This is a genomic window from Pseudoalteromonas sp. ATL1, assembly GCF_058933015.1.
Genome location: NZ_JBZYXL010000001.1, coordinates 4,063,450 through 4,090,360, shown reverse-complemented (window position 1 = coordinate 4,090,360; position 26,911 = coordinate 4,063,450). Strand labels below are relative to the sequence as shown.

At 43.7% G+C, this 26,911-nt stretch carries 27 protein-coding genes; 11 read left to right on the top strand and 16 right to left on the bottom strand.

What is annotated here, in order from left to right; all coding sequences use genetic code 11:
• Positions 1 to 96: 96 nt before the first annotated feature.
• The gene (locus tag AC5FX4_RS17925) at positions 97 to 1,542 is read left to right on the top strand and encodes a sensor histidine kinase (RefSeq protein WP_493607672.1); all 1,446 of its coding nucleotides are present in this window, start codon (positions 97 to 99) and stop codon (positions 1,540 to 1,542) included.
• A gap of 80 nt (positions 1,543 to 1,622) precedes the next feature.
• Here the strand turns inward: AC5FX4_RS17925 and AC5FX4_RS17920 are convergent, their stop codons facing one another.
• The 7 genes from AC5FX4_RS17920 to AC5FX4_RS17890 form a co-directional block, all read right to left on the bottom strand.
• Entirely contained in the window at positions 1,623 to 3,452 is a 1,830-nt protein-coding gene (locus tag AC5FX4_RS17920) for a DUF885 domain-containing protein (RefSeq protein WP_493607671.1), read from the bottom strand.
• 75 nt (positions 3,453 to 3,527) lie between these two features.
• Positions 3,528 to 4,664, bottom strand: a complete 1,137-nt coding sequence (gene hemW, locus AC5FX4_RS17915) for a radical SAM family heme chaperone HemW (protein WP_493607670.1) — start codon at positions 4,662 to 4,664, stop codon at positions 3,528 to 3,530.
• Entirely contained in the window at positions 4,661 to 5,254 is a 594-nt protein-coding gene (locus AC5FX4_RS17910; RefSeq protein WP_493607669.1) for an XTP/dITP diphosphatase, read from the bottom strand. The genes hemW and AC5FX4_RS17910 overlap by 4 nt, the downstream gene beginning before the upstream one ends.
• 6 nt (positions 5,255 to 5,260) lie before the next feature.
• Complete coding sequence (locus tag AC5FX4_RS17905) at positions 5,261 to 5,665, bottom strand: DUF4426 domain-containing protein (protein ID WP_493607851.1); 405 nt, start codon at positions 5,663 to 5,665, stop codon at positions 5,261 to 5,263.
• 45 nt (positions 5,666 to 5,710) lie between these two features.
• Positions 5,711 to 6,244, bottom strand: coding sequence for a YggT family protein (locus tag AC5FX4_RS17900; RefSeq protein WP_493607668.1), 534 nt, complete (start codon positions 6,242 to 6,244; stop codon positions 5,711 to 5,713).
• 9 nt (positions 6,245 to 6,253) lie between these two features.
• Positions 6,254 to 7,075: a pyrroline-5-carboxylate reductase gene (gene proC / locus AC5FX4_RS17895; RefSeq protein ID WP_493607667.1), complete on the bottom strand. Its 822-nt coding sequence runs from the start codon at positions 7,073 to 7,075 to the stop codon at positions 6,254 to 6,256.
• Between the two features lie 14 nt (positions 7,076 to 7,089).
• On the bottom strand, positions 7,090 to 7,773 hold the full coding sequence (locus tag AC5FX4_RS17890; protein WP_493607666.1) for a YggS family pyridoxal phosphate-dependent enzyme: 684 nt from the start codon (positions 7,771 to 7,773) through the stop codon (positions 7,090 to 7,092).
• Positions 7,774 to 7,803: 30 nt separating this feature from the next.
• On the opposite strand from AC5FX4_RS17890, the gene AC5FX4_RS17885 reads away from it, so the two are divergent.
• The 3 genes from AC5FX4_RS17885 to AC5FX4_RS17875 are packed head-to-tail and all read left to right on the top strand — an operon-like array spanning position 7,804 to position 10,845.
• Positions 7,804 to 8,847: a type IV pilus twitching motility protein PilT gene (locus AC5FX4_RS17885; RefSeq protein WP_493607665.1), complete on the top strand. Its 1,044-nt coding sequence runs from the start codon at positions 7,804 to 7,806 to the stop codon at positions 8,845 to 8,847.
• Between the two features lie 11 nt (positions 8,848 to 8,858).
• Positions 8,859 to 9,986: a PilT/PilU family type 4a pilus ATPase gene (locus AC5FX4_RS17880; protein ID WP_493607664.1), complete on the top strand. Its 1,128-nt coding sequence runs from the start codon at positions 8,859 to 8,861 to the stop codon at positions 9,984 to 9,986.
• Positions 9,967 to 10,845: a hypothetical protein gene (locus AC5FX4_RS17875; protein WP_493607663.1), complete on the top strand. Its 879-nt coding sequence runs from the start codon at positions 9,967 to 9,969 to the stop codon at positions 10,843 to 10,845. The genes AC5FX4_RS17880 and AC5FX4_RS17875 overlap by 20 nt, the downstream gene beginning before the upstream one ends.
• A 75-nt stretch (positions 10,846 to 10,920) precedes the next feature.
• On the opposite strand, the gene ruvX is transcribed toward AC5FX4_RS17875, so the two are convergent.
• The 6 genes from ruvX to AC5FX4_RS17845 all read right to left on the bottom strand — a co-directional run bounded on the left by ruvX (position 10,921) and on the right by AC5FX4_RS17845 (position 15,253).
• Positions 10,921 to 11,367, bottom strand: coding sequence for a Holliday junction resolvase RuvX (gene ruvX, locus AC5FX4_RS17870; protein WP_493607662.1), 447 nt, complete (start codon positions 11,365 to 11,367; stop codon positions 10,921 to 10,923).
• A 9-nt stretch (positions 11,368 to 11,376) separates the two neighbouring features.
• Positions 11,377 to 11,934, bottom strand: coding sequence for a YqgE/AlgH family protein (locus AC5FX4_RS17865; RefSeq protein WP_493607661.1), 558 nt, complete (start codon positions 11,932 to 11,934; stop codon positions 11,377 to 11,379).
• Between the two features lie 21 nt (positions 11,935 to 11,955).
• Complete coding sequence (gene gshB, locus AC5FX4_RS17860; protein WP_493607660.1) at positions 11,956 to 12,912, bottom strand: glutathione synthase; 957 nt, start codon at positions 12,910 to 12,912, stop codon at positions 11,956 to 11,958.
• A 48-nt stretch (positions 12,913 to 12,960) separates the two neighbouring features.
• Positions 12,961 to 13,695: a 16S rRNA (uracil(1498)-N(3))-methyltransferase gene (rsmE, locus tag AC5FX4_RS17855; RefSeq protein ID WP_493607659.1), complete on the bottom strand. Its 735-nt coding sequence runs from the start codon at positions 13,693 to 13,695 to the stop codon at positions 12,961 to 12,963.
• A gap of 157 nt (positions 13,696 to 13,852) precedes the next feature.
• Positions 13,853 to 14,329 carry a hypothetical protein gene (locus AC5FX4_RS17850; RefSeq protein WP_493607658.1) on the bottom strand — a complete coding sequence of 159 codons (477 nt, stop codon included), beginning with the start codon at positions 14,327 to 14,329 and terminating at the stop codon, positions 13,853 to 13,855.
• 30 nt (positions 14,330 to 14,359) lie between these two features.
• On the bottom strand, positions 14,360 to 15,253 hold the full coding sequence (locus AC5FX4_RS17845; RefSeq protein WP_493607657.1) for a DUF350 domain-containing protein: 894 nt from the start codon (positions 15,251 to 15,253) through the stop codon (positions 14,360 to 14,362).
• A gap of 81 nt (positions 15,254 to 15,334) precedes the next feature.
• Here AC5FX4_RS17845 and glnE point away from each other — a divergent pair, with 81 nt between their 5' ends.
• Positions 15,335 to 18,136 carry a bifunctional [glutamate--ammonia ligase]-adenylyl-L-tyrosine phosphorylase/[glutamate--ammonia-ligase] adenylyltransferase gene (glnE, locus tag AC5FX4_RS17840; protein WP_493607656.1) on the top strand — a complete coding sequence of 934 codons (2,802 nt, stop codon included), beginning with the start codon at positions 15,335 to 15,337 and terminating at the stop codon, positions 18,134 to 18,136.
• A 55-nt stretch (positions 18,137 to 18,191) separates the two neighbouring features.
• Here the strand turns inward: glnE and AC5FX4_RS17835 are convergent, their stop codons facing one another.
• The 3 genes from AC5FX4_RS17835 to tolC form a co-directional block, all read right to left on the bottom strand.
• Entirely contained in the window at positions 18,192 to 18,761 is a 570-nt protein-coding gene (locus tag AC5FX4_RS17835) for a TcpQ domain-containing protein (protein WP_493607850.1), read from the bottom strand.
• Positions 18,762 to 18,875: 114 nt separating this feature from the next.
• Positions 18,876 to 19,802, bottom strand: coding sequence for an LpxL/LpxP family Kdo(2)-lipid IV(A) lauroyl/palmitoleoyl acyltransferase (gene lpxL, locus AC5FX4_RS17830; protein ID WP_493607655.1), 927 nt, complete (start codon positions 19,800 to 19,802; stop codon positions 18,876 to 18,878).
• Between the two features lie 108 nt (positions 19,803 to 19,910).
• Positions 19,911 to 21,257: an outer membrane channel protein TolC gene (gene tolC, locus AC5FX4_RS17825; RefSeq protein WP_493607654.1), complete on the bottom strand. Its 1,347-nt coding sequence runs from the start codon at positions 21,255 to 21,257 to the stop codon at positions 19,911 to 19,913.
• A gap of 213 nt (positions 21,258 to 21,470) precedes the next feature.
• Between tolC and AC5FX4_RS17820 the strand changes: the two genes are divergently transcribed.
• From AC5FX4_RS17820 to AC5FX4_RS17795, 6 genes are read left to right on the top strand one after another with little or no spacing between them, the layout of a single operon-like run.
• Positions 21,471 to 22,088 carry an NUDIX domain-containing protein gene (locus tag AC5FX4_RS17820; RefSeq protein WP_493607653.1) on the top strand — a complete coding sequence of 206 codons (618 nt, stop codon included), beginning with the start codon at positions 21,471 to 21,473 and terminating at the stop codon, positions 22,086 to 22,088.
• Positions 22,089 to 22,110: 22 nt separating this feature from the next.
• The gene (locus AC5FX4_RS17815) at positions 22,111 to 22,566 is read left to right on the top strand and encodes a DUF1249 domain-containing protein (protein WP_493607652.1); all 456 of its coding nucleotides are present in this window, start codon (positions 22,111 to 22,113) and stop codon (positions 22,564 to 22,566) included.
• Entirely contained in the window at positions 22,553 to 23,326 is a 774-nt protein-coding gene (locus AC5FX4_RS17810; protein ID WP_493607651.1) for a metallophosphoesterase family protein, read from the top strand. The genes AC5FX4_RS17815 and AC5FX4_RS17810 overlap by 14 nt, the downstream gene beginning before the upstream one ends.
• A complete protein-coding gene (locus AC5FX4_RS17805; RefSeq protein WP_493607650.1) occupies positions 23,311 to 23,877 on the top strand; it encodes a YqiA/YcfP family alpha/beta fold hydrolase in 567 nt (188 codons plus the stop codon). Before AC5FX4_RS17810 ends, AC5FX4_RS17805 begins: the two co-directional genes overlap by 16 nt.
• A 32-nt stretch (positions 23,878 to 23,909) precedes the next feature.
• A complete protein-coding gene (parE, locus tag AC5FX4_RS17800; RefSeq protein ID WP_493607649.1) occupies positions 23,910 to 25,805 on the top strand; it encodes a DNA topoisomerase IV subunit B in 1,896 nt (631 codons plus the stop codon).
• A gap of 4 nt (positions 25,806 to 25,809) precedes the next feature.
• Complete coding sequence (locus AC5FX4_RS17795; RefSeq protein ID WP_493607648.1) at positions 25,810 to 26,910, top strand: PQQ-dependent sugar dehydrogenase; 1,101 nt, start codon at positions 25,810 to 25,812, stop codon at positions 26,908 to 26,910.
• Position 26,911 lies beyond the last annotated feature (1 nt).

Below are 26,911 nucleotides of genomic sequence, written 5' to 3'. Positions count from 1 at the left end.
ACTCTTATCCAAGAATAAAGTAAGTCTTTGTGTTTATTGGTATTCGACCTATTTTTGACTAAGCTTAGGCCATGACATTTTAACGAGTATTGTTTTGTGCGTATCACTCATGCAAAGTTAATTTATAAAATATTGCTGATTGTTGGGAGCACTTTATGTGTTCTGATTGTTTGGCTCATGTTGACTGCTGCACATGACAGGTTTGATATTGAGAATAAGCTAAACCAGGTACATAACAGTTTTCATACGGTGAGGTATTATCAGGAGCTCGATTTAACGCAAAAGTCACAGCGACAAATGCTGAATGAGGCATTGAAAGGTTTTCAGCGGCAATTAAATGTGATCGCCCAGTTGTTGCCAGATACGTCGAGTCATATGTTGGCAAATCAAATTGAACAACAGCAAGTGCAGTTGAAGAAGTTAGATGCGATTAATGATGAGAACATGTTGCAACAGTACTTACGTGAACTAAAAGATGCTAGCACGGCACAAATACCGTTATTGACCTCTCTAACAGAGCAAGTTTCCGAACAGCAGGCGCAGAGTACTTGGATGGACAAGCGCTCTTTGCTGCTTCTTGTCGTGGTCATTTTACTCTGGTCTGGCTTACTTTATTATCGTTATAGAAAGTTACATCAAGGTGTACTGTTAACCGAAAAAGTGTTGAGTGAAGCAAAGCAACAACAGTCCTGTGAACTCCCTCCGTTGTATAAAGGTCAGCTAGCGGCGGAGTCCGAGCTATCTGAGTTACTTGATTACATAAATGTGCTAGTTGGGCGGTTAGATCAAGTACATGCCCGTTTTATAGAAGAAGCACAAGTGGCTACTATCGGGAACATGGTGCAGGGCTTTTCACAGTCTTTGGAACATCCTTTAAGGCAAGCAGCTACGCACCACAGACGCTTAAATACCTTGTTGGGCAAATTATGTGGAGGACAAAGTAGCGATGAACAAGTTGCTCATATTCTTGCTAAGTCGCAGCAAATTTTGCTACAGCTGGAGCATGAAATTGTTAATAGTTACACGGTATTGGAGGACTTTAGGCAAATCGCAAATAACCACCAGTTTGACGTAGTAACGCAATTTAACTTTAAGCAACTCGTTGAAAGTGTGTTTAAAAGTCACGAAGATAAACTTTCTAAAGAGCACTTTCATATTCAATACGAGATCCCAAATACGCTTAGCCTGCATAGCAGTCCTGCGGTATTTGAACAGATCATTCATCATTGTATTAGTAATAGCATTCAACATGGTAAGTTAGATGACGTGCCGCTTAATATCGTGGTGTCGGCGATGGTCGTTAATGACTTTGTGCATCTGTATTTTAAAGATGATGGTGCAGGTATCGACAGTGATTTGCTTCCTATTTTGGCGGACCCCACCGGGCACACTCCACAGCACGCCACGTCGCTTGGGCTGGGCTCAAGCATTATGCACTATTTGGTGACGGATAAGTTAAAAGGTGAGTTGAAAATACAAAGCCCAGCGCATGGTGGCACATGTATTCATATTGTACTGGCAAAAACCGAGTTTGATGTCTAGTAAGAAATAGAGAAGCGCTGACAGCGAAATAACAAAAGGCTGCAATGCAGCCTTTTGGTCATTTTGAGCAGGATTAGCGATTAAGCTTTTTTACTTGCAACCCACTCGTCAACAAAGCGCTCTAGCACATTCAAAGGAAGAGGGCCGTTTTTAAGCACAACATCGTGGAACTGGCGAATGTCAAACTTGTCTCCGAGTTCTTTCTTAGCCGCTTCTCTAAGCTCTAGGATTTTCAACATACCAATTTTGTATGCTGTCGCTTGAGAAGGCATGACAATGTGACGCTCTACCATTTTCACGCCATCTGACTTAGCGTTAGGTGTGTTGTTCACGTAATAGTCGATCCCTTCTTGGCGCGTCCACTTCATTGCGTGAATACCCGTATCAACCACTAGACGACATGCACGCCATAGCTCCATCGCTAAACGACCAAAGTCTGAGTATGGGTCAGCATATAAGCCCATCTCTTTTGGTACTAATTCAGAATAAAGACCCCAACCTTCAACGTAAGCTGTGTAGCCACCAAACTTACGGAACTTTGGTACACCTTCTAATTCTTGGGCGATAGCAATTTGCATATGGTGACCTGGAATACCTTCATGGTACGCCAGCGCTTCCATTTGATAGGTCGGCATCGCTTCCATCTCGTACAAGTTTGCATAGTAAATGCCTGGGCGAGAGCCATCTGGTGCTGGTTGCTGATAGAACGCTTTACCAGCCGCTTTTTCACGGAATGCTTCCACGCGCTTCACAATCATGTCTGCTTTTGGTTTTACGATGAATAGCTCATCAAGGCGTGATTTCATGTTATCAATCAGCGCTGTCGCTTCATTCAGATACTGCTCTTTACCTGCGTCGTTGTTCGGTAGGTAAAATTGCTTGTCAGTTTTCATGAATTCCATAAAGGCTTTTAAGTCGCCTTTAAAGCCGACTTTATCTTTGATCGCACGCATTTCGTCGTGAATACGCGCCACTTCAGATAAACCAATTTCATGGATTTCTTTCGCAGTTAGAGCGGTTGTCGTCGTGCGTGCTAATGCATTGTTGAAGAATGCTTCACCTTCAGGGAACTTCCAAGCACCATCGCGATCGTCAGCGCGTTTCTCAAGCTGATTGAGGTAGCTAATTAGCTTGCTATAAGCCGGTTTTACCGCCACTTTTAACGACTCTGTTGCTTGAGCAATTAGGTCTGATTTCGCTGCATCGTCAATGTCTAGTTTGTTAACTTTGCGCTTGAAATCAGCTAATAAAGTTGAATCATCACCGCCTTCAAAAGGTGCGCCTTTGATGATGTTTTCGCTAGATTCAATAACGTGTGGGAATACAAACTTAGGGGCAATGATCCCTTTGTCGGCACGAACTTTAAGCGAGTCGATTAGCTGATCAAATACCTTTGGTACACCATTTAAACGTGAAATATATGCTTGTGCATCTTTCACATCCGTAATTTGATGTTGGTTGATCAAAAACGCAGGTACCATTGAGTGTGTACCGTACATTTGGTTCACAGGATATGAATGGTAGCGCCATTTAAAGTCGGCAATTTCGTTTTCTAGGTTTTGTTGCATTAAATCGTAGCTAACTTGCGTCGCGGCATCTAATTTGCTGCGGTCAATGCTTTTAAGCGTCGTAAGCGCTTCTTTGGTAAGATTAAGGTCTTCTAATGCGCGTTCTTCAGTGTTTTCATCCCACTTGTCATAGTCTTGCTTAATACCCATGTATGTTTGGTATACTGGGCTGCGCATAACACCGCGCATAAAGACTTCTTCAAAAAATGCATTCGCTTTTTCTACTTCGCTTTGTGCAACTTGTTGAACTTGTTGGGTAGGTGCTGGTTTTTCAGCTGTTTGCTGACAACCACCTAATAAAGCTGCGCTAATCGCGGCAGCAATAAAAGTAAGTTTACGCATTGTTTCACCTTTTATTATTGGGGAGTCAAATGACTCAATTATTAATTTGTTTGGGTTAACTACAGGCGTCGTAACCTAAACGAAAGATTGTAGCAGGTCGTTAAGGTATCTGTGGCCCTTATTTGTAACTAACCATGAATGAGTTTGGTCTAACAGTAAACCTTTCGAAACCGCACTATTGATTGCATCTTGCACAGTATCGAGCGACAAACCAGTATAATCGATGAAATCTTGCTTGTTACAAACTTGCTGTAAGCGGAAGCAATTCATAAAAAATTCAAACGGTCTATCCTCGGGTTCAACTTGCCAGCTTTCATATAAATAAGGTTTGGTTAGATCCATATAGCCGCGCGGATGCTTCACTTTGACCGTTCTCAAAATACTATTTTGACTGGGCTGGGTGATCTTACCATGCGCTCCACAGCCAATGCCTAAATAGTCGCCAAACTGCCAATAATTCAGGTTATGCTTGCATTCAAAGCCTGATTTTGCGTATCCGGAAATTTCATATTGCTGGTATCCGGCTGCAGCTAACAAGGCTTGACCTTGTTCTTGAATATCCCAAAGAATTTCATCGATTGGCAATACAGGCGGCTTAGAAGCAAATTGCGTATTGGGCTCAATGGTTAACTGATACCAAGATAAATGAGGTGGTGCGAGATCGATCACACGTTGTAGATCACTCAACGCATCACTCAAGCTTTGATCGGGCAAGCCATGCATTAAGTCCATATTAAACGAGTTTAAGCCTGCATACTTAGCTTCATGTGCGGCATTGATGGCTTCTTGCTCACCATGAATACGGCCCAAAGCTTTTAATTTGTCAGGTTGCAGGCTTTGTACGCCGATTGAAATGCGGTTTATCCCAGCTTCTACGTAGCGCTTAAATCGGTCTGTTTCAACCGTGCCTGGGTTGGCTTCAAGCGTGATCTCAATATCCGATTTAAATGGAATAAGTTTGTCAATCTCGGCTAAAAGATAATGATAGGCATCGGCTGAGAGCAAACTAGGCGTGCCACCACCAATAAAAATGCTGTGTAATTTGCGGCCCTGTACTAAATGCAAGTCGGCTTTTAAATCATCCAACAAATGCTGCACGTACTCTTTTTCTGGAATGCTGCCTTTTAAACTGTGACTATTAAAGTCACAGTAAGGGCATTTTTGTACACACCATGGTACGTGGATATATAGGCTTAACGGAGGAAGTTTCACATGTTGCCTTGTAAATGTTGAACTAACATTCTAAGAGCTTGACCGCGATGGCTCAGTGCATTTTTTTGCTCTTTACTAAGCTCTGCGCTGGTACAGTTTTGCGACGGCACAAAAAATACAGGATCATAGCCAAAACCTTCGCGACCTTGTTGCTCTTTAGTTATGCTTCCTTCCCAACTCGCTTGGCAAATAATCGGTGTCGGATCATCGGCATGGCGCATATAAACCAATACACACCAAAAGCGAGCGCTGCGATCTGGGTTATCTCCAAGTTCAACGAGCAACTTGTCGATATTGTCCTGATCATTTGCATTTGAGCCAGCAAAACGCGCAGAGTACACACCTGGTGCACCGTTAAGAGCATCGACTTCTAACCCTGAATCGTCAGCAATGGCTGGCATGCCCGTTATTTTTGCAGCATGACGCGCTTTAATGATGGCGTTTTCAACGAAGGTAGTGCCAGTTTCTGCAACATCAGGTACATCAAACTGGCTTTGTGGTAGCACTTCAATGTTGAGGTCGCTGAGCATGCTTGCGAGTTCTTTTACTTTACCTTGGTTGCCTGTCGCTAGGACAATCTGTTGGCTCATACTGTTTTAATCCACATAAAATTTTTGTTGAAAGTTCAACACTTGGTGATTGTTGCCCTGAGAAATATTAACGGTAAAACGCTGTATTTCTTCGTTATTAATATCTATTTGGGCAAGGTAGTAGATAGAATCACCTTCAACCACTTCTTTAAACTCAAGCTGTTGTTTATTGCCAAGTAAATTACGGGCTTCGCCGCTTATTTTTACTTTTTGCGCCGCTGTGTCTTTGCTGTCTTTTAACACCGAAATATTCACAATGGCTTTGTAGCCGCTACGTTCTAAACCATAAGCTTTCGCTATATTGGGTTGAATAAAAGTGGATGGAAAGGCGATGTAATGCACTTGCCACGGCCCCAGTGTTTTGAACTGTCCACCTTGAGTTGACTGGGCGTGTGCAAACGTTGCCAGCATAAGGAGTAGTACCACAGATAAATATTTTTTCATGGTTGCTTGCCTTTAAGAGAGTAAGTCCATCACCAACAGTTGTAAAAATTGCATGCCGATAAGCACTACCAGAATCGATAAGTCTAGTCCGCCCAATGGAGGGATAACTTTACGAATTGGCTTTAACATCGGATCGGTCAGTTGGTCAAAAACGGCTGCAATTGGGTTATAACCTTGTGCAACCCAGCTTAGAATGGCTCTGATGATTAAGATCCAGAAAATAAGAGAAAATGCTTCTTTTAAAACGGTAATCGCACCTGAAATCAAGGCATTAACTGGGTCCCAGCCGCCATAAAAAAGCACCATTAAAAGTGAAATCTTGGCAAAGCCGACGATGAATGCCAGCAACAGCGAGGCGATGTCTAGCCCACCAACACCAGGGATAATTTTACGCAGTGGATTGACTGCAAATGAGGTAGCTTTCACCACGGTTTGGCTAAGTGGGTTGTAAAAATCGGCACGCACTAGCTGCAACCAAAAGCGCAGTAATACAACCATCAAAAATAGATCAAATACGATCCCTATCAAAAATTGCATGGCATTCATAAATTAACCTTATATTTCTTGTTCCATTTCTTCAGCGCGAGCGATGCAAGCATCCATTGCACCAGCGACTGTCGAGTGTAAATGTTGAGATTTTAAATGTTCTACTGCGGCATGGGTGGTGCCACCTTTGGACGTCACGTTGGCACGTAGTTGTGCGATGCTGATATCTTGTTGTGATACCGCCATCTCAGCAGCACCCAACGCTGTTTGTTGCACGAGTTGACGCGCTTGCTCCGAACTAAAGCCGAGGGCTTTGGCCTTTTCTTCGATGGCTTCCATAAAGAGGAAAAAATAAGCCGGAGAGGAGCCCGTGACCGCGATGATGTCGTTAATTTGCGATTCTTGCTCAACCCACATGGCAATGCCGGTAGCACTAAATACTTGCTCGACGTAATCGCGTTCAGTTTGATCAATATCTTCACCATATAAGCCACATACGCCTCGGCCAAGTAGGCAAGGTGTATTAGGCATACAGCGAACCATCTTTACTTTTTGCCCTAGCATCTCTCTTAAGCGCGAAACCGTGATACCCGCAGCCACAGAAATAAATAGTTTGTTGCTGATGTCGATACCCGCAGCAATGAAGCTTTTGCACAGTTCATCCATCATTTGCGGTTTGACAGAGAGCACAATCACATCGGCATCGTTTACAGCCTGATTATTGTCGGACGTGGTTTGTACTTGAAAATCACTCGCTACTTTGGCGAGTTTGTCTTGATTGCGATTGGTGGCAATAATACTTTGTGGTGAAAAGCCATTTTTGATCATTCCGCCGATGATCGCGTAGCTCATGTTTCCGGTGCCAATAAATGCAATTGTTTTTTTAGACATAGTGCGTACTTACCTTATGTTCTTGAGCCAAAAATATCCGTGCCAATGCGTACCATGGTCGCACCCGCAATTACCGCAGGCTCCAAGTCACCACTCATCCCCATTGACAAGGTATCTAGCTGTGGATATTGGTCCTTCAGTCTATCAAAGCAAGCTTTCATTTGCTCAAAATAATGTAACTGTTTTTGTTTATCGTCGGTTTGCTCGGTAATGGTCATTAGCCCTCTTAGGTTAAGCTGGCGACTTGAGTCAATAAACTGTGCCAGTTCGTCAAGCTCTTCAAGGCTGCATCCCGCTTTGTTTTCATCTGCGCTGATATTCACTTGCACCAATACATTCAGCGGCATCAAATTATTTGGACGTTGTTCATTTAAACGCCGAGCAATCTTGAGTCGATCAACACTTTGCACCCAGCTAAAATGCTCAGCCACTAAACGTGATTTGTTAGATTGTATCGGCCCAATAAAATGCCATTCAATATCTCGGTGTTTTTTTAGATGCAATATTTTATCTACGGCTTCTTGCACGTACGATTCACCAAACTGACGATGCCCATGCGTATAGGCGTGTTCAATAAGTTCAACAGGTTTTGTTTTAGAAACTGCTAAAATAGTAACAGGGTGATCATACTTGCTTTGTTGCGTGGCTTTTTCTACGCGAGCGTAGGCGGCGTCGAGCCGTTCTGCTATTGTAACCATATTATTTTTCAGCTCTTAGTGGAGTCATAAATGGATATTACTGAGTTATTGGCTTTTAGTGTGCAACATCAGGCCTCAGATTTACATTTGTCATCGGATGTATCACCGATGATCCGCGTGGATGGCGATGTACGTCGCGTTAATATTCCAGCACTTGAGGCCAAGGATGTTAATAATCTCGTGTACGATATTATGAATGATAACCAGCGCAAAGACTACGAGCAAAATCTTGAGGTGGATTTTTCATTCGAGGTGCCTAACCTGGCACGCTTTCGTGTTAATGCATTTAATACCAATCGCGGTCCGGCAGCGGTATTTCGTACCATTCCTTCACAAGTACTGAGTTTAGATGACTTAGGCGCACCTGATATTTTCCGCAGAATTGCTGAGTATAAAAAAGGTTTAGTGTTAGTGACGGGGCCAACAGGCTCGGGTAAATCAACAACGCTAGCGGCGTTAGTGGATCACATTAATGCTACCGAACACCATCATATTCTCACCATTGAAGACCCCATTGAATTTGTCCATACCAATCAAAAAAGTTTGATCAACCAAAGGGAAGTGCACAGAGATACGCGTAGCTTTAATAACGCGCTGCGCAGTGCCCTGCGTGAAGACCCTGATGTTATTTTGGTAGGTGAATTACGAGACTTAGAAACCATTCGTTTGGCCATGACTGCCGCCGAAACAGGTCACTTGGTATTTGGTACCTTGCATACCACCTCCGCGCCAAAAACGGTTGACCGTATCATTGACGTTTTCCCTGGTGAAGAGAAGGACATGGTGCGCTCGATGTTATCTGAGTCATTACAGGCGGTGATCTCACAAACACTAGTGAAAAAGGTGGGGGGAGGGCGCATTGCTGCTCACGAAATTATGTTGGGTATTCCTGCGATTCGTAACCTTATTCGAGAAGATAAAATTCCACAGATGTACTCCACCATTCAGACTGGCGCAATTCATGGCATGCAAACCATGGAACAATGCTTAAGTAATTTAGTGAACCGAGGATTGATCTCGCAGCAAGATGCACAAAGCCGTTCACAGGACAAAGGCGGAATGAGTAGTTATTGAGGAGTACCCTGATGCAGTTAGATAAAATTGATAAATACCTAAAGCAAATGGCCGCCAAACAAGCGTCTGATATGTTTGTGTCTGCGGGGTTGGTCATTAGTGCAAAAATTGATGGTGAATTATTACCCCTCGATGATGTGACACTCGATGCAAGTCAGTCATTGGATTTAGTCGAGTCCATCATGAGCGCGCAGCAAAAAGAAGAATTTCACACGCACAAAGAATGTAACTTTGCGATAGTGTCAGATGCGGGACGTTTTAGAGTCTCTGCATTTTGGCAACGAGATTGTGCTGGCATGGTGTTGCGCCGTATTATCAGTGAGATCCCCGATGTGGCAGATCTTGGCTTACCTTCCGTACTCACCGATGTGATCATGGCCAAACGTGGCTTGGTACTTTTTGTGGGAGGGACGGGGACCGGTAAATCGACCTCCTTAGCTGCACTACTGGGATACCGTAACCGCAATCAGCGCGGCCACATTCTGACCATTGAAGATCCAATCGAATTTATTCACGAGCATAAAAAGAGCATCATTACGCAACGTGAAGTGGGGATCGATACGGAGAGTTTTGAGGCTGCGCTAAAAAGCTCGTTACGCCAAGCGCCAGATGTCATTCTTATAGGGGAGATCCGTTCTCAAGAAACCATGGAATATGCCCTAAGCTTTGCCGAAACAGGTCATTTATGTGTTGCAACATTGCACGCCAATAATGCCAACCAAGCCATTGACCGCATTATGCACTTGGTACCAAAAGAAAAGCACGACAAGCTCAAATATGACTTGGCACTTAACTTACGGGCCATTGTGGCTCAACAGCTTATTCCATCAGCCAAAGGGGAAGGTCGAGAAGCCGCCATTGAAGTATTGCTTAACACGCCACTTGTCTCTGAATTAATTAAAAAAGGTGACGTTGGCTCCATAAAAGAAGCCATGTCTAAGTCGAAAGAACTTGGCATGCAAACCTTTGATCAAGCCTTGTTTGAGTTATACAAACAGCAGCGAATTAATTACGCTGATGCGCTGCATCATGCCGATTCGCCAAATGATCTAAGATTGATGATTAAGCTACAGAATAACGAGCAACAGGGCGCTGGATTTTTACAAGGAGTCACTGTGGATGGTTTGGATAATAAGTAAGCTGTTTTTTATTTTCTGTATCGCCGCCACGAGTGTAATTCCTTTTTGTAGGGCAAATACGGGTGAAGTGCAAATGTATATCAGAGATGATGTCTATGCCGATTACCTGCGTTTTTTAAATGGCCGAGATGTATTAGAGGTAGAAGATTTTTCAGGAAGTTACATTCGCCGTGATGTAGTCGATATGATCTTGCTACAAAAAGCTTTATTGCTTGGTGGATTTAATAAATCTTTTGTCTATCAAACAGGTAGAGTTAACTTTAGAAATACTAAGCTACTAGAGAAAGGCGAATTATTACTTAGTTTTGATAGTTACTGGTTTAGTGATGCTAGAGCAATACAAAACAAAGTGTTTATTAGTGATGCCGTTATTGAGCTTGGGCAATACTATGCTGGGATATTTTATGCGCCAGATAATAAGCAAGTTGAATCACTTTCCAAATGGGAAGATCTGCATAAGCTCAGTGCGGTCAGTACACCGAGGTGGCGAACAGATTGGGAGACGATACAGAGCTTGCCGTTAAAGGAGCACTTCATCGAACATGAGTGGATAGCGCAGGCAAAAATGGTCAGCATGAAATGGGCTGATTTTATGCTGATGCCGCTTATGCCAAGTCAGGATAACCAGTATTTATTGGAGGACATACATTTAGTTGCTCACCCTAAATGGGTTGTCATGCTGCTAGGTAGCCGTCACTTCGTTGTATCTAAGTTACATCCTGATGGAGAGCGCGCGTTTATTGCGTTGCAAAAAGGGTTAACAAAACTTCGATCACAGGGCGTGATCAAAAGAGCTTACACGCAGGCTGGTTTTATACCTGATTTTACTAAAATGCAGGTTTTAAAACCGGGTGCTTAGCCCCCGGCTTCAACAAAACAAAATTGCATGATTAGAAAGCATTAGTGTCCATGACAGGGGCTGAGGTTCGTTCGACTATTGCCATAAGCTCTCGAAAAAGCTTTCTAAAATGATGACTGCAGACATACTATCGACATTGCCTTTGCCAAGATTGCGGTAGCCACCTTGCTCAAACAAGCGTGCTTTGGCATCGGCTGTGGTTAAACGCTCGTCTTGTGTTTCAACCGGTAAGCGATAATTATTGTGCAGTCGATTAGCAAACTTTTTTGCGGCAAACGTGACTTGCTGGTTGGTGCCATCCATATTCAGCGGTAAACCAACGACTAATAAATCCGGTTGCCACTGTTGAATATGTGTTTCTATGTCGGGCCAGTTAGGAATACCATCTCGGGCTTTTACTGCCCCTAGGCTGTTGGCTGTGCCTGTGATCTCTTGTCCGATAGCGATACCAATACTCTTGGTACCAAAATCAAATCCCATCACGGTGCGCTCGCCGGGGCGAGCTTTTTCTTTGTTGGTCATAAATTACTACTATGCGTGCCCAGCTTGAGAACTTAACTGTGCTGCGTTAATTCCCAACATTTGCACTGCTTTTTCCCATCGTTGCTCGGGCGGAGTATTAAAAATAATTGCGGGGTCGGCTTCAATCACCAGCCATGAATTTTCAAGCAACTCTTTTTCCAGTTGACCTCGTTCCCAGCCAGCATAGCCAAGGGTGATCAAAAAAGCTTCGGGACAATTAGTAGAAGTCAGTGAGGCAAGCACATCTTTGGACGTGGTGATCATGATATCTGAACTCAGCTCTTGGCTAGAAGAGTAGCCAGGTTTAGGCGTGTGCAGCACAAACCCTCTGTCAGTGTGTACAGGGCCACCAGCAAACACCTGCTGAGCGGCGGCGGGTGTTGTTTTATCATTATCAATTTCAATTTTATCCAGTAGCTCACCAACCGTGACATCAATAGGGTGGTTAACAACTAATCCCATTGCCCCTTCTTCATTATGCTCACAAATATAAGTGACTGTGTGCTTAAAGAATGGATCTTGCAAGCTTGGCATTGCAACTAAAAAATGGTTTTCTAATGACTGCATATTCTGGCCCCGCTTTGCGTTTTACTTAGTATGGGCGAGTTTTGCTTCAATCGCCTCATAAAACTTGTCCATAATTGAAATATCGTACGCAGCTTCAATTTCTTTAACACAAGTTGGTGCGGTCACATTAATTTCGGTGAGCTTGTCGCCAATAATGTCTAAACCCACAAATAGCAAGCCTTTGGCTTTGAGTGTTGGTGCGACAGCTCGGGCAATTTTTAAATCATCTTCACTGATTGGACGCGCTTCGCCACGGCCGCCAGCCGCTAAATTACCCCGTGTTTCACCACCTTGTGGAATACGAGCTAAACAGTAGGGGATAACTTCACCATCAACCACCAACACGCGCTTATCGCCTTGCTTAATGGCAGGAATATACTGCTGTGCCATTGCAAACCGTTGACCGTGCTCGGTGAGCGTCTCACAGATAACACCAATATTAGGATCATCCTGTTTCACCCTGAAAATGGATGCGCCACCCATACCATCAAGCGGTTTAAGAATAATGTCTTGGTGTTTGGCTAAGAACTCACGAATTTGAGCTTGAGAACGTGTGACAAGCGTATCAGGGGTGTGCTCACTAAACCACGCTGTGAATAGTTTTTCATTCGCATCACGCAAGCTCTGAGGCTTATTAACAACCAAAGCGCCTGCTTGTTCCGCACGTTCCAGAATGTAAGTTGCGTAAATGTATTCAGTATCAAAAGGAGGGTCTTTTCGCATCAGGATCACATCAAGATCGGCCAAGTCGATAGACTGCTTTTCGGCAAGTTCATACCAATGAATTGTATCATTAAATACAGTGGCTTTAGCAGCCGTAGCTTTAGCCTGACCTTGGTATAAATATAAATCATCCATTTCCATGTAATACAGCTCATAACCACGTTCTTGAGCTGCCATCATCATGGCAAAACCAGTGTCTTTTTTGATATTAAACCCACTAATCGGGTCAGATATGATTCCTAATTTAATAGCCATGCGTCACCTTTTGTCGTTTTTACTATTTATGGGGGTGCATTTTTAAAATTAAAGAGCGAGATCGCCAAACTGTAACTGTAGAGCACTGAGTACCGTGAGCGCCGCAGTTTCGGTGCGTAATACCCTCGGTCCAAGGCGCACATCAATAAAGCCTTGCTCGCTGGTGGCATGCATTTCTTCATCGGTAAATCCACCTTCTGGGCCAACAATAAAACGCACCCCATTAGTCGGTGCGGGCAATGTTTTAATACTGTGTTCCGCTCTGGGGTGTAAAGTTAGTTTAAGTTCATCAGAGGGTTGTGCTAACCAGGTGTTGATGTCAATAGGCGTATGTACTGTGGTTACAGTATTGCGACCGGATTGCTCAGCGGCAGCAATAGCGATTTTTTGCCATTGAGCATGTTTTTTAGCTAGTCTTTCTCCGGACAGTTTTACACCGCAGCGTGTGGTAAAAAGAGGGGTGATTTCAGTTATCCCCAATTCCACCGCTTTTTGAATGGTAAAGTCCATTTTGTCGCCACGAGAGATCCCCTGACCAAGGTGTATTTTAAGTGGCGATTCACAGTCTCTGTCGTTGAATTCAATAGGGAGTGCAACCACATTTTTCTTTGAAACTTCTGAGAGTTCACATAAAAATTCTCCACCGTGACCATTGAAGAGTGACACCTTGTCACCAACTTGCATTCTAAGTACGCGAGCAATATGTCCCGCGGCATCTTCGTCTAATGCAACAGGGGTGTTTAGACAAAGTTCAGATGGTTGAAAAATATGAGGTATACGCATAGCTGACTCGAAATATATGGCAATTGGGTAATAGTAAAGTTTTGCATGACGGTCGTCTAGGTAGTGACATCACAATCAATATGATGTGACGAATAATTGTGCTTTGAAGAAGGGGGTAATAAAAAACGTTGGATCAGCGAATTAGGCCAACGAATACTTAATCACTCGTGAGCTTAACTAATGAATCTTCAATATTTGCTCCAACACTCGGTAGCTCTCCCTGACATGTTAGGTGATTCATAATCACTTTATCAGTCAATTTTTTATATCGGTATCCGCCTTTTTCTTGTTGCTCTAGTAAATAGCGAGTTGGATGAAGGGAGTTAAAGATAAATTGCTGTGCTTCACTGGCAAGGTGGTAATCTAAGCTTGGGATCAGCACACCGCTGATTTGATGATGTTCGCTTAAGTAAGTGGCTAACTCAGAAACGCTGATTTCATTTGAAAAATCGCAATAACTATAGTCGGTGACTAGGTTATCAAACATCATTTTCAGCATATGCCGAGTATTATCGCCAGCGATGATCAGCTGACTCTCAGAGTTTTGAGAATGCGCTTTTATATACTCAGCATACTCCCGGCTGAACTCGCTATTGCTGTCAACCAACAGGAAATTATCAATTTTGATAGACATGGCCCCGCCTTGCGCAGCCAAAGTCCGTGGCTACACAGAAAACACACTTATTAGTAAATAGCCTATAGATGCAAAAATCGCAAATTCTATACAGGCGATCCCGATGTTGTCTTGGTGGTCCACTTCCAGCCCAATGTCAATTTTTGGCAACGATATATGCATCAATAATGTGCTGCCGGCATAAAGCAGTGCCCACATCGCACCACAATGCAAAACCACGCTAAAGAGATTTTCAACAATCATGGCGCCGTGGTAAGGCGCACTGTGTAATCCCGCATAAATAGCCAATGATAGACCAATGGTTTTACCTGCGTAGCGGATCCCGATAGATGTATTTGCCAAATTGAAGTTTTTTTGTAGAGATGCGCCTTGATTTACTTTTGCGAAACGGGTTTCTCTTATTTTGCTATCGAGTGCAAAGAGTCCTTGAAGCAAGAGAAAACTCGCTCCAACCACGAGTAGGTCGCTAATCCCTTTGGGGTGCACCCAATGATAAAGCCCTAAGACTAGAATGCCGTTGGCAATCAGCATGCCGGAATCGACAAGCGCGGCGCAAATGTTCTGTTTCAGTATGGCTTCTTCTTCATCAAATTGGTACAAGATCCACTTGCGATGAATATATTGACCAAAAATAATGAAAATAGACACGCTCAGCAACGTTACAGCGGTTTGTAAAGGCTGTTGTTGAGCGGTTTTTAGACTAATATCGCCAAACAAGTAGGCAACACTAAAGCAGATAGTGGCAATTTGACTTGCAAAACTGATCCCAAGCGCAAAATTGTCTCGTTTAGCAAGCTCTTCTTGAAGCACTTTTTTCGCGATATATTGCACGCGCAATCGTAGTATCATTACAACAAAGCAGATCACAACAAAGCAGCTTGCGATAGCCATAAAGTTGATGTTTTGTAACGATAAATAGCTCATATTCGCTCTATAGGTGAATTTTTTAATATTGTTACTATAACTACTCGCAACCTATTGAGCTACATAGCAATGGAGATTTTTATGTATCACGTTACCTTATCGGAGCAGTTGGCTCAATTGGCAACCGAGCGTTGGCAATCTTTATATTCCGAAAAAAGTGAAGACCCATTGCTATCTAGGCTACTCGCATTAAGTGATTTTGCTTACCGCATTTTGCAACAACGCCCTGAATTAGGCGAATGGCTGTTAGATGCGTCGCAAATAAATGATAGAGCCGTACCCGATCCGCTTCCGAGTCAGGTTGATGAACTTGATGAGCATCAGTGTTTTAAGCTGCTGCGTCATTACCGCCAGCGCTATTGGTTAAAGGTGATGTGGTTGGATCTGGTCGCTGGCAACAAGATAGACGACAGTATTGCCTATATTTCCAAACTTGCTGAGCGATTAATTGATGCCGCGAACCGATGGGCTTTTGCACAAACCGTCAAACAATGCGGGACACCTTTAGACGAAGAAGGTCAGGCTATACCCATGTTAGTACTGGGAATGGGTAAGTTAGGCGGCGGTGAACTGAACTTTTCGTCTGACATCGACCTTATTTTTTGTTATCCGCGCAATGTTGCGACGCAGGGAGGGCGACGTCCATTTGAGGCACAGGTTTTTTATACCAAGGTAGCGCAAAAACTCATTGCTGCACTCGATCAGGTTACGGCTGATGGGCAGGTCTTTCGAGTTGATATGCGTTTACGTCCATTTGGTGACAGCGGCCCCTTGGTTATGAGCCTCTCAGCCATGGAAGATTATTATCAAGATCAAGGACGAGAGTGGGAGCGTTATGCCATGTTAAAAGCCCGATTGCTCGGTGGTGGGCAGGCGTATTTGCAGGAGTTTTATACCATGCTGCGTCCTTTTGTCTATCGTCGTTACATTGATTTTTCGGTCATAGAATCACTGCGTAAAATGAAGCACATGATAGCCCAAGAAGTTCGACGTAAAGGGCTGGTGAATAATATTAAACTTGGCGCTGGCGGGATCAGAGAGGTTGAGTTTATTGTGCAAGCGCTACAAATGATCCGTGGTGGGCGAGATGTTAATTTGCAAACGCCTTCACTGCTCAATGCGCTTAAACAATTAGAGGTGATAAAAGTCATTCCTCAAGAAGTGGTGCAGTCATTACAAAATAACTACTTGTTCTTAAGGCGTATCGAGCAATACTTGCAAGCATTTGCCGATCAACAGACACAAACTCTGCCCGAAGATGAGCTAGGGCAATTGCGTTTAGTTATGCTCACCGGTAGCAAATATCACACTGATTGTATTGCGAATATTCAACGAGTGATGGCGCAGATCCGCTGCGAATTTACCCAAGTTATCGGTGATGAGCCGCTCGAGCAAAGCCAGTTTGATGAAGCCTATACCTTTGCTTGGCTTGAAAGCGATTGCCAGTCGTTGGCTGGTAAGCTGTCCGAAACGCAGCTTAGCGATTGGCAACAAAGTCTTGCTTCATTTAAAGCGGGGCTATCAAAACGTCAAATTGGTGCCAGAGGCAGAGACATACTGGATAAGTTGATCCCATGTTTATTATTTCAATCGACAGAACACCAGCTGGCAGCAGACACTTTGTCGAGCGTACTAAAAATAATTGATACGGTTGCTTCACGTACCGCCTATTTAGAGCTTTTATATGAAAACCAAGGGGCGCTTAAGCAGTTAGTCTATTTGTGTTCCCACAGCCTTTGGATAGCTGAGCATATTGCCAAGTACCCAATGTTACTGGATGAACTACTTGACCCTGCAGCACTTTATAAACCTCTGCCGCTGAATGCATATCGAGTTGAAATTCGCCAGTATTTCTTACGTGTTGAGCAACATGATCTTGAGATGCAAATGGAGGCGCTGAGACAGTTTAAGCAGGCACATCAGTTACGTATTGCAGCGGCAGATGCCACGGGTGTTTTATCTATTATGAAAGTGAGCGATCACTTAACCGCTTTGAGTGAAGCCATTATCGAACAAGCTGTGAATCTCGCATGGCAGCAAATGACAGAGCGCTATGGTGCGCCTAGCGACAGAGATATAGAACATAAAGGTTTTGCTGTGATAGCTTACGGAAAAGCCGGAGGTTGGGAGCTGGGTTATGACTCTGATCTCGATCTTGTTTTTGTCCATAACAGCGACGAGTTTGGGCAAACTCAAGGTGATAAGTCCATTTCTTCAAGGCAGTTTTACCTCAAGCTCGCGCAGCGGTTAATGCACTTATTCAACACCCGAACAGCTTCAGGGATCTTGTATGAACTAGATACCAGACTAAGGCCAGAAGGCAACTCGGGCTTACTTGCGATTCATTTGGAAAGTTTTTATCAATATCAATTAGAGCAGGCATGGACGTGGGAACATCAAGCGTTGGTGCGAGCACGCATGGTATTGGGCGAGGCAAGTATGCAGCAGCGATTTTTGCAAATTCGTGCCGATGTACTGCAACAAAAACGAGCGCAACAATCACTGGTCAATGATGTGATTTCTATGCGAGAAAAAATGCGCGCGCATTTGTCTAAAGATACAGACAGCGTGTTTGATCTGAAGCAGGGATTTGGAGGCATGACTGACATAGAGTTTCTTGCACAATTTCTGGTGCTTAATTATGCCCATGATCACAGTGCAATGATTGAGTACACCGACAATGTCAGAATTTTGGAAGGGGCGAGTAATTTAGGTATTTTAAATACGCAAGAACAGCAGAGCCTGACACAAGCCTATTGCTTTTTTCGCGAGTTACATCACAAACAGAGTTTAAATCGTCAAGGCAAGTGTGTTTCTAAAGACGATACTATTAGACGTGTTGCCCAACAGGTGCGGACAATATTTGAAAGTCGTTTGGTTTGAGTGAATTGATAGCAGATGATGTCAGCAGTTGTTGAATAACAACTGCTGATACTCGTTAGTTGACTAGTTTACGACAATTGTCTCGCACAAAGCGTGATGGGTTTTCTGTGATCACTGCGGCGCGTTGGCGGTGGCAGAAAAAGGTATAAACTTCATTTTCAAAATCATCATTAATGGCTCTACCCACTTGGTAAAGTGCGGAGACAAAATTACTGTCAACACGGAAATTTTGTTTCACTACATAGTCTTTGTCTAGATACCAAAATAGCTCGACATCTTCATTTCTTGCATATTCTGCCAGTACACTTCGCAAAGTATCGCCCGATTCAAAGCGTCGAGGTTGTACTTCGCCAGTCCAACGCTGGCTAGAAGGTTTAACAACGCGTTCGCGCTCTTTTAGCGCTTCATCTATGCGAAAGCTCGGTGTACCCAGCTCAATCACAAAATTAGCGCGTTCAGTATCGCGACTCGACGTACTATTTCGGAAGCTTTCATAAAACTGCGAAAATCCCTTAGCAGCCACATTCGATGTGGTACTCATATTAGGTAATGCGCCAAACAAAAAGTAATAAGCGGCAAAAATAAGAATAAAAGCTAATGACAAGTGCTTTATCCAAAACCACAGGGCAGCAACTGGTTTGGCCTTTCTTTTTCTCACCGTCGGTGGTGGCGGTGGTGCCGCCTTAGCGGGTCTTGTTGGTCTTCTTCTTGTTTGTCTTCTCATAGTTATATTTGTAACTTATTGATAATACGACGGCGCGTTTTCATCAGGCCGTGTTTTAAAGCGACGATGAAGCCACATGTATTGTTCTGGTGCAGACATAATTGACTGCTCCATACGTTGATTAACTCGCGTAACATCGGTTTTTGCGTTGTCACTTGGGAAGTCACTCAACGGTGGATAAATTTTTATATGGTACTTTCCACTAGCATCTCTTGTGCCACTCAAGCTCAGTGTTTCACATTTTTTGCTTGAAGAAAATAATAATGTACCAGTGGTGGTTGCTGCATCGGGTACTGCGAAAAATGAAGTAAACTCACAACGGTTACGACCATAGTCTTGATCCGGCAAGTAATAACATAGTTTTTTCTGAGAGAGTGCGTGCAAAAGGCCTTTGACATCACGCTTAGCGATCAAGCTTTCATTGGACCTTAAACGACCCTTAGTCATAAAATATTCCATAAGCGGGCTATTATGAGGTCGGTAAAAACCAATACCTTGTTGCTCGGTGCCCAATACACGACTGAGCATTTCAAGGTGCAACATATGAGGAACCAAAAGCAGTACACCTTTGCCTTGAGCCTGCACATGCTCGATGTGCTCCATGCCTTCTATTGAGCCAATCACTCTGTTGACTCGCCACTGTGGCCACCACCATGCCATGCCTGTTTCGAGCATGGCAATACCGGTGTTTTCCATATTTTTTAGCACCATTTCAGTGCGAGCTTGTTCATCTAACTCAGGAAAGCACAGATCGATATTGGTTTTTGCTATGTGGCGGCGTTTTTTTTCAAACCGATGTAACAATCGACCCAGTGTTTTACCTAAAAAAAACTGCATGCCTTGCGGCAACCAAGATATTAAATATAAAAACAACACCCCAATCCAGGTAAGCCAATTGCGGGGTGATAAAAATGACCATTTGAAGGTAGGGTGTGTAACCACAAAAAAAATCTCTTACTACTCAATGTTGATAGTTTATCGGTAAGTGTTTAAAAATACAAAAGCCGGCATTGGCCGGCTTTGCAATATAAGCGTTGTCTCGAAGGTGAACTAGCCTTGCACTAGGCCTTTGTTGATCGCTTCTAGGTCGCTACGGGATAGCGTGCCAGTCGCTTGCTTTAAACGTAGCGATGATAAAACGTATTGATAACGCAAGTCAGCAAGGTTTTTCTTCGCGTTATAAAGGTTTTGTGTGCTCACTAACACGTCAACAATGGTACGAGTACCCACTTCAAAACCAGCTTCAGTCGCTTGCAATGCACTTTGTGCCGATACAACCGCTTGTTCTAGTGCTTTATATGTCGCAACATTCGACATCACTTGATTGTATGACGTGATAACTGAACGTGTAACTTCACGCATGCTGGCTTCTAAATCTTGGCTTGCACCGACATACAATGCGCGCGCTTGCTCTGTTGCTGCCAATGTACGGCCACCAGAGTAAATTGGTACGCTTAGTTTCACACCAACACTCGTTTGATCTTCACGAGGAACTTGAAGGCGGCCATCAGAATCCGTCAACGAGTCACCGTAACTGGCATTTAAACTTAACGTTGGATAGTGTCCAGCTTGTGCAAGGTCAATTTGTTCTTGTGCGATATCTAGGCTGGCCTTCGAAATTGCCAGTGACAAGTTTTTATCTTTTGCGATGTTTACAAAATCATTGGCTTTTTTGTTTGGCACAACGGTAGAGAATGTGTTTGTATTCAGAGTATCAAGCTTGCTGTGATATTTACCAGTAATGGTACGCAGCGTTTCACGAGCCGTCTCTACGTCATTTTTAGCAACAATTTCGTTTGCAACGGCGCGGTCAAACTGAGCTTGTGCTTCATGTACGTCGGTGATAGCTGTTAGACCCACTTCATAGCGCTGCTTGGTTTGCTCAAGCTGGCGCTCGATTGCACGCTTTTCCGCTTGTACAAACTCAAGGTTGTCTAGTTTACTTAAAACATCAAAGTAGCCCTGAGCAATACGCACGACTAAGTCTTGTTGTGCTTGCTCATATTGTGTACCCGCTTGCAGTGCACGTTTTTCAGCGATGCCTAAATTTTGCCACGCGGAAAGATCAAAAATAGATTGCTGTAAAGAAATTGAACGACTGAACGTGTCTCTAAAGCTGCTGCCTATGGCTCCGTAACCAGTGGTATCATTTAGAGCCTGTGAAAAACCATCTGAGTCAGTTTGCGTATAGCTTGATTCAAAACCCAGTTGCGGTAATAAAGCACCAAGTGCGCTGTCTTGGGCAAACTTTTGCGCATCTGCTTGAGCTTTGGCTTTTAATACGGTTGGATCATTGGCTGTTGCAATGTCATAAACCTGAAGTAAGTCTTCAGCATGTGCTACATTCGCTAGCGTACAAGACAAGCCAACTAACAGAGATAATAAACTTTTTTTCATTGTTCGTTCAGTCCTTAGACAACTTTTTATATTAAATGCATGTTACCCTGTTTTTTTTCAGAACGAAAAAAGAAATACGTAAATCTGAATCAACAAATGTAACAGAATATAAAATGTGTCTCTAATGTTTAGATGTGCGTGATCAGTAAATGGGTATGATGGGGACAATTGCACATATTTTAAACCCCCTAATAAAAAAAATTGGAGCGAATCATGGTCACAGTTAGCTGCTTTGATAATAACGACGTGCAGTTAGAAAAGGTTGAAACAGTTTTCAACGGATTCATTAAGATTCAGTTATATCATTTTCGGCATGCACTTTTTGCAGGAGGCATGTCGAATACGATTACTAGAGAGATTTTAGAACGAGGTCATTCGGTATGTGTTTTACCTTACGATCCAAAAATGGATAGCGTGCTCCTAGTTGAGCAAATTCGTATTAGTGCTATGGCCAGCAAATCCTCACCTTGGTTGTTGGAATGTATCGCAGGCATGGCTGAGGGTAGCCTTGACTATGAACAAGTTGCACGTAAAGAAGCGCTTGAAGAAGCAGGTTTAACACTCGATAAGTTGCATTTCATGATGTCCTATTTATCGAGCCCAGGAGGTACAACGGAGCGTATATACTTGTACTTGGCAGAAACTGACTTATCTCAAGCCAGTGGTGTCTATGGTTTGGAAAGTGAAGGTGAAGATATTAAAACCCATGTGCTACCATATCAAGAAGCCATGGAGCGTTTGAATAGCGGTGAGATAGATAACGCAGCCACCGTCATTAGTCTACAATGGTTAGCGCTACATAAAGATAAAGTGTTGGCCAGTAGTGAGTAGTTTTAGAAGTTGAGGTGTCACCTTGAGTGAAATTGCGCTAGCAAGAGAATATGTTCAATCCTTACCTAAGTACATTACATTGTGCGAACGTAATTATTTGCGTGCATTGAAGGTATTACCAGAAGAGATTAAAGGTGCGCAACGGGCGATTGAGCTTGCCAATGCTCACTATGTGGTTGAAGTAAAAGAGTGTGCACGTTACACGACGGATATCACCATTAAACAGTTGTCTTCTTTCAGTGTTTTTTTACCCATCATGCTTTTAAACGTGCGTCTGTATCACGACGCCAAAGTGGCAGAAGTGATCCATTATGATTACCACCAACGCATTAAGCCTTCTTATGGTTACCCAAACCCAGGTATGCACCAAAAAGATGAAAAGTATCAGCTCAATGCCTTTTTAGCTGATTGGCTGATGGCATGCTTAGAAAGTGGTAAAGTGCCACTTAATTGGGATGTTAATAATGGCTTGGTTTGAGCATCAATATACTTTTACACGTCCTCAACTTACCTTTGCCCATATTACCGATTGTCATTTAAGTAAAGATTCAGACGGGCAGTACTTTGATGTGAATACGGCGCAATATTTGCGCCATGTACTGGCCCATTTATCACAGCACAAAGTGGACGGGATAATATTTGGTGGCGATCTCACCCAAGATCACAGCAGAGAATCTTACCAGCTGTTTGCGCAATTGATTGAAGGCGCAGAGTTATCATGCCCGGTGTTCTGGGTGCCGGGCAATCATGATGAGCTTGAATTGTTAGAGGCAATGAATTGCTCGCAAATTCAAGGCGCAAAAGTAATACATACACCAAAGTTAGATATCTTGTTAGCCAATTCAAAGGGGCCTACGCCTGTAGGCTGGTGTAGCGAATCTCACTTACGTGAACTCAAAGATAAACTTCATGAGTTTGACCATTGTGCGTTAGTCTTTTGTCATCATCATCCATTGCCAATCAATGGTTATTTAGACAAACATATTTTGGAAAATGGTGCTCAGTTGCTTAATGTGTTAGTCGAGAGCGCTAACGTTAGGGCTGTATTTCACGGCCATGTGCATAACGAATATCAGCAAAAATTCCGAGAACTCGACGTATTTTCAACACCCGCCACGTCGATTCAGTTTGCCAAGCATACAAATGATTGGCAGCAGCAAGATTTAGGTCCTGGGTTTCGGTTAATTCATATTAATGAAGAGGCGTTTAGTACTGAGGTTGTATGGCTAAACGGGTAATTTATGTTCATGGTTTCAATAGCTCTGAGTTGTCGGCGAAAGCACAGCAGTTTGGCCGTTGGTTAAGTGAACAAAAACTGCAATGTGAGTATATTACGCCATGTTTACACTTTGACCCGCGTGTTGCTATTCATCAGCTTGAAGCATTAATTGACGACAATACGGTTTTGCTTGGTAGCTCATTGGGCGGATTTTATGCCACTTATTTATCGCAAACGCATAAAATTCCAGCGGTTGTCATCAATCCAGCTGTGCGGCCCTTTGAATTATTAGCAGATTATTTGGGGCCACAGTATAATCCTTACCAGCAAGTGCATTACACTTTGGATATGCAACACGTGCAAGCATTGCAGCAGTTGTACTTAGCAGAACTAGAAAATCCGCAATTGTTGTTACTTTTGCAGCAAATGGGTGATGAAGTGCTACCGTTCCAACAAGCGCTAGAATATTATAAGTCATGCCAGCAACGTATCGATTTTGCTGGTGATCATAGTTTTATGGACTTTCATCGTTACTTTGACACGGTTGTCAATTTTCTTAAAATCACGTAAAACAAAACGAATTAAATAAAAAGAATCTATCTATGAGCGAGCAAAACTATAACGCCGAAGCCATTGAGGTTTTAAATGGCCTAGAGCCAGTAAAACGTCGTCCCGGCATGTACACAGATACCACTCGACCCAACCACCTTGGCCAAGAGGTCATAGATAACAGTGTCGATGAAGCGCTCGCTGGACATGCAACTAAAATCGATGTGATTTTGCATGAAGATAACTCTTTGGAAGTCATTGACGATGGTCGTGGCATGCCTGTCGATATCCACCCTGAAGAAGGTTTGCCGGGCGTGGAACTTATTTTAACTAAGCTACACGCGGGTGGTAAGTTCTCCAATAAAAACTATCAATTTTCGGGCGGTTTGCACGGGGTAGGTATTTCCGTGGTAAACGCATTGTCGAGCCGAGTTGAGATCACCGTAAAGCGTGATGGCCAAGTGTATGAAATGGCCTTTGAACATGGTGATAAAGTACAAGATCTTGAAATTACAGGCACAGTGGGTAAACGTAATACCGGTACTTCAGTGCACTTTTGGCCGGATGCCAGCTACTTTGACTCGGCCAATTTCTCATTAGCCAAACTCAATCACAACTTAAAAGCCAAAGCCGTACTTTGCCCGGGTCTTCGTATTCGTTTTTTCAATAAGCAAACCAAAGAAACGCAAGAGTGGCACTATGAGGCTGGCCTTGAAGATTATTTAAAAGACAGCGCGCAAGGCTATGAAGTTTTACCAAAAAGCCCATTTACGGGAAGCTTTAGCGGTTCAACTGAAGGCGTAGATTGGGCGCTGCATTGGCTGCCTGAAGGCGGCGAGTCTATCACTGAAAGTTATGTGAACCTAATCCCAACCGCACAGGGCGGTACGCATGTTAATGGTCTGAGACAAGGCTTGCTTGAGGCTATGCGTGAGTTTTGTGAGTTTCGTAACTTATTACCCAGAGGCGTCAAACTTACCCCCGATGATATTTGGGATAAGTGTAGCTATGTTTTGTCAGTTAAAATGCAAGATCCGCAATTTGCAGGCCAAACCAAAGAAAAGCTGTCTTCACGCTCTTGCGCCACGTTTGTTTCCGGCATTGTGAAGGATGCGTTTAGTTTATGGTTGAATGAACATACTGACACCGCAGAACTACTTGCAGAGCTGTGTATCAGTAATGCGCAAAAACGCATGCGCGCCGCGAAAAAAGTGGTACGTAAAAAAGTCACTTCAGGTCCTGCATTACCCGGCAAACTCACTGACTGTTCAGGCAGTGAAACCGAACGATCAGAATTATTTTTGGTGGAAGGTGACTCGGCGGGTGGTTCAGCAAAACAAGCGCGCGATAGAGAGTTCCAAGCCATCATGCCGCTTCGCGGTAAGATCTTAAATACCTGGGAAGTGGAATCGGGGCAAATTTTGGCCTCGCAAGAAGTGCATGACATTTCTGTCGCACTGGGTATTGATCCAGACTCAGAAGATTTATCGGGTTTACGTTATGGCAAAGTGTGTATTCTTGCCGATGCGGACTCGGATGGACTACATATCGCTACTTTGCTGTGCGCGCTGTTTGTACGTCATTTCCCAACGTTAGTAAAACAAGGCCATGTGTATGTCGCAATGCCGCCACTATTTAGAATCGACGTGGGTAAAGAAGTGTATTATGCACTGGATGAGGACGAGAAAAAGGGCGTGCTTGATAGAATTGAAGCGGAGAAAAAACGCGGCAAGGTTAACGTGCAGCGCTTTAAAGGTTTGGGTGAAATGAACCCGTTACAACTGCGCGAAACCACCATGGACCCGAACACCCGTCGCCTTGTTCAACTGACGCTAGACGAGCAAGAGCAAACGATGGAAATGATGGACATGTTGCTGGCTAAAAAGCGCTCAGGCGACCGCAAAGAGTGGTTGGAGATGCACGGCGACAAGGCGCAGGTCGAGGTATAACGAAATGACGCGATACTTGCTTGTACTGTGTGCTTTCATATTGCCTTTTTTTGGGCATGCTGAGGCGTTGTTAGAGCGCCTCACTTTGCCCAAAGGCTATGAAATTAGCTACTTTGCTCAGAATGTAGAAAACGCACGACAGTTAGCCGTGTCTAAATCGGGTGTAGTCTATGTGGGGTCGCGCAAAGCGGGCAATGTGTATGCGCTGATTGATAATAATCAAGATGGTGTCGCGGACAGGAAAATCGTCCTGGCGCAAGGGCTCACCATGCCCTCAGGCTTAGCGCTTCACAATGGCGATTTATATGTTGCGGAAGTACACCGTATAATTCGCTTTAAAAGTATTGATAAACAACTCACTAAACCAAGCTTTGAAGTCGTATTTGATGGGTTACCCAGTGAACGCCATCATGGCTGGAAATTTATCCGCTTTGCTGACAATGGCGAGCTACTCATCCCCGTAGGTGTACCTTGCAATGTATGCGCTGAAGATGAGCGATTTGGTCGTATTTTTTCACTGAATTTGCAAAGTAAAAAACTCACAACGGTGGCGCAAGGTGTGCGTAATTCCGTTGGCTTTGATATTAACCCACAAAGTGGTGCGTTGTGGTTTACTGATAATGGCCGCGACATGATGGGTGATGATATTCCCCCCGATGAAATAAACCGAGTAAGCGTGGATGGCGAACACTTTGGCTTTCCGTACGTGCATGGTGGCAGTGTGTTAGACCATGAGTTTGCGAAGGGCAAAACGCTGGTGGATATGCAAAAGTACACAATGCCCAAGCTTGCTTTGCAAGCACATGTTGCGCCATTAGGCATTCATTTTTATCGTGGCAAACAATTTGCTCAACAGATGCATAATAAGCTGTTTGTGGCGGAACACGGCTCATGGAATCGTAGCAAAAAAGTGGGCTATCGAGTCATGATGGCGACCATTAAAGAAGGTGAAATTACCGCTTACGAGCCGTTTATTACTGGTTTTTTAGATAAAGAACAAACCTTAGGTCGTCCGGTTGCATTTGCTGAACTGGCAGATGGTAGCTTGTTGATATCGGATGATTATGCCAATGCGGTTTACCGCGTTCGCTATAACAATAAATAGG